Annotated in this window: 3 protein-coding genes; all 3 read left to right on the top strand. The window is 38.3% G+C overall.

Features of this window, described 5'->3' with window-relative positions:
* The first annotated feature begins 174 nt into the window (after window positions 1-174).
* The 3 genes from BIZ39_RS21125 (at window position 175) to BIZ39_RS21110 (ending at window position 2,612) form a co-directional block, all read left to right on the top strand.
* Window positions 175-672, top strand: coding sequence for a RadC family protein (locus BIZ39_RS21125; protein WP_187448011.1), 498 nt, complete (start codon window positions 175-177; stop codon window positions 670-672).
* A gap of 345 nt (window positions 673-1,017) precedes the next feature.
* The gene (locus tag BIZ39_RS21115) at window positions 1,018-1,494 is read left to right on the top strand and encodes a hypothetical protein (protein WP_187448009.1); all 477 of its coding nucleotides are present in this window, start codon (window positions 1,018-1,020) and stop codon (window positions 1,492-1,494) included.
* 92 nt (window positions 1,495-1,586) lie between these two features.
* A complete protein-coding gene (locus BIZ39_RS21110) occupies window positions 1,587-2,612 on the top strand; it encodes an AAA family ATPase (protein ID WP_187448008.1) in 1,026 nt (341 codons plus the stop codon).
* The last annotated feature ends 245 nt before the right edge of the window (window positions 2,613-2,857 follow it).

Here is a 2,857-nt window from a genome sequence, read left to right as displayed (position 1 = left end):
AACTACGTGTTAAGTGCGAAACATTATGAATCCAAACCTGAATTGGAATTGGATGTAGAGTTTCAAACAAAGTTGTTTAACTTTTAAAATTTAACCACCCCACTTTCGGGAGACTTTTTGTACTCCTATAGGGGTTCATTGTCTCTCGAATTTAACAATTATTTGGAGATGATGATGAAAAAATTTACTACAGGTGAAGCTGCTGGAACTTACATTGCTACAGGTACGTTAACTGAGCAAGATATCGTAGATATGGCGAACGTGATTTCTCGTCGTAAGTTTTTTAAAGGCCGTACATTCCGTGATGTTTCAAGCGTAACCAGTTTTTTGCAGTGTCTAATGCAAGACGAACAACAAGAAATTTTTGGATTGATTTGTCTTGATACACAGCATCGTCTAATTGGTAGATTTGAAATATTTAAAGGAACGATTAACTCAGCTGCAGTTTATCCACGTGAAATTATTAAAACTGTCCTGGAGCAAAATGCAGGCGCGGTAATCTTGTTTCACAACCACCCAAGCGGTCTTTCTCAACCAAGTCTTGAAGATATACGACTTACTAGGGAGATCAAAACAGCGTTGTCTGCAATCGATGTGCCCGTCCTAGACCATATTGTTGTTGGTAGAGAAGACACATCGTCGTTAGCACAGCTGGGCAAAATGGACGGGTGATTATTATGAAAAACTCTTACATTGAACTTAAGTTGAAAAACCAAGTGTTAATCCGTCAGCGTTCTCGTTATTCGATGAACAATAAGATTAAACAATTAGGTTTAACGACTTTGATCAAACAAAGCAACTTTCACTTTGTTGAAATTGTTGCCACTTCCTTACCGAAAAAAATGGGCTCCATTTTTGAAGGTAATCTCTACTAAATAGGATGCATTGCCATAGAAATCAGCTTGCTGATTTTCGTTGTGCAGTGCTTTTTACAATACCCCTGACTGAGGATGTTCGTTTCTATCCTCACAGGATAGTGCCGTCTCTCCTCAGTTAATCAATACTTTGGAGAAAAAGATGGACGCTAAAGTCTATGAAGATGGTGTTAAGAAAGGTTTAGCTGATTTTCGTAAAGATAAGAAAGCTGATTATATCGTTCATGTGACTGACTTTGATGAATTTAAGGCATTAGATTCAAAGTCATCAAATAAACGTCAAATTGCATTATCCACAATGCCAATTTTCGATGACGGATTGCAGTCAAGAAATGGAATGGTTACCGCATATAAATGGGGTGATGATGAAGTTTCAAGATTGTTGGACGGTCTTTTTATAAGAGGCGTTCAAGTTGTTGAAAATGAAGCATTAGATAAAGGTGAAGATGAGCATGCATTATTAGCTCTATTTGCTAGCGACTTGTTCGATAAGTATTGCGAAAACGGTGGTATAGATAGTTCCTACGCTCGATGGGGATTAGCTAAAAAAATCGCATACAAACCTTTAAATGAAGCAAATGCAAAGATTATCAATGCATTTTTGAAACTTAACCCATAAAAAACTTTACCCCTTTTTAGGGAGACTCATACGCCCTCCTTATTAAGGATTGTTGTGTTTGTCTCCCTTTATTATTTATTTGGAGATATATCATGACTACTGCTCAACCATTACCAGTGACACCTTCTGTAGCTGTTCAACCTGCAAAAATTGGTGTTGCTCCGGTAACTGCTAACACAATTTTTCCTAAAGCGCCTCAAGATTTGAAAGTGTTAACTTACAAAGCAACAGGTGAGTTTGCGGAAAAGGTTCCTGCACCACTTAATTACATACCGAATATGGATGTTTTTGAAGTTGTCCTATCGTGGTTTTCGAATCGCGCAGTTCAACCTCTTTGGCTTCATGGTCCTACTGGTTCTGGCAAATCTGAGTTATTGCTTTTTATGGCAAATAAGTTAGGTGTGCCGGTCAGTATAATTAGTGGTTCATTGGATACTCGTGGTGAAACCTTGTTCGTAAGAACAGAGTCTCGAGGCGAAAATGGAGGTACAACGCTTGTTCAGGTACCCACCGATATTATAAAGCGTTATCGTGATGGTGGTCTTATCATCATTGATGAGATTGATAAGTTTGATAGTCCGGTACAGTCTGCATTGCATCCTTTGTGTGATTATAAAGAGTTGTATGTTGAAGGTATTGGCTTAGTCAAACCTCATAAATTCACGAAAATTGCTGCTACAGCCAATACTGTTGGTGAAGGTGGCTCTATGCATTACACCAACTCTATGGTTGTTGATGCAGCACTTCGTTCGCGTTTTTGCTTTATCGAGCTACCTTATCCTCCTGCGCAATTGGAATTTGACATTGTTTCAAGTCATTACCCAGCGCTTGATGGTGAGTTAATTAAGTCGCTAATCAAAGTTGGTGATCATGTTCGAAAAGCATTTGATGGAGGAGCGCTAACGATGCCGTTCTCTACGAGAACAATTGTATCGTGGTGCCACTCGATGAAAATTATGCGTTCAAAACCTTTGCGTAGTTCTTTTCAGTTTTCTTATGCTTCATCGCTACCAAGTGATGAACGTTTGGCCGCTGAAGATTTATTGCATGCAGAGCTTGATGATGACATTGATTTACCTTTACCAGAGTTAATCAAAGCCCTTCATCAATCAAATTAACAAAATAACCCCGTAAACATTGGGAGACTTTATTGACTCCTAATGGGTGTCATAAGTGTCTCCCTTGTTTAAAAACCTTTGGAGAAACTTATGTCTATAAACTCAAAAAACAGTAAAAAAACCATTTTGTCTGGTTTGATGACTAGTTCGCTGTTTGGATTAGCCTCTACTCAACAGAACTTTATGTTTGCGATATTTGTTGTGAGCTTAATTTTGTCAATTAAGTTACTCAATAAGTTGGAGCT

The organism is Alteromonas sp. BZK5 (assembly GCF_014349115.1).
Classification (GTDB): Bacteria; Pseudomonadota; Gammaproteobacteria; order Enterobacterales; family Alteromonadaceae; genus Alteromonas; species Alteromonas macleodii.
Note: the sequence above shows the minus strand (reverse complement) of the source record. Positions and strands in the feature narration are given on the sequence as shown.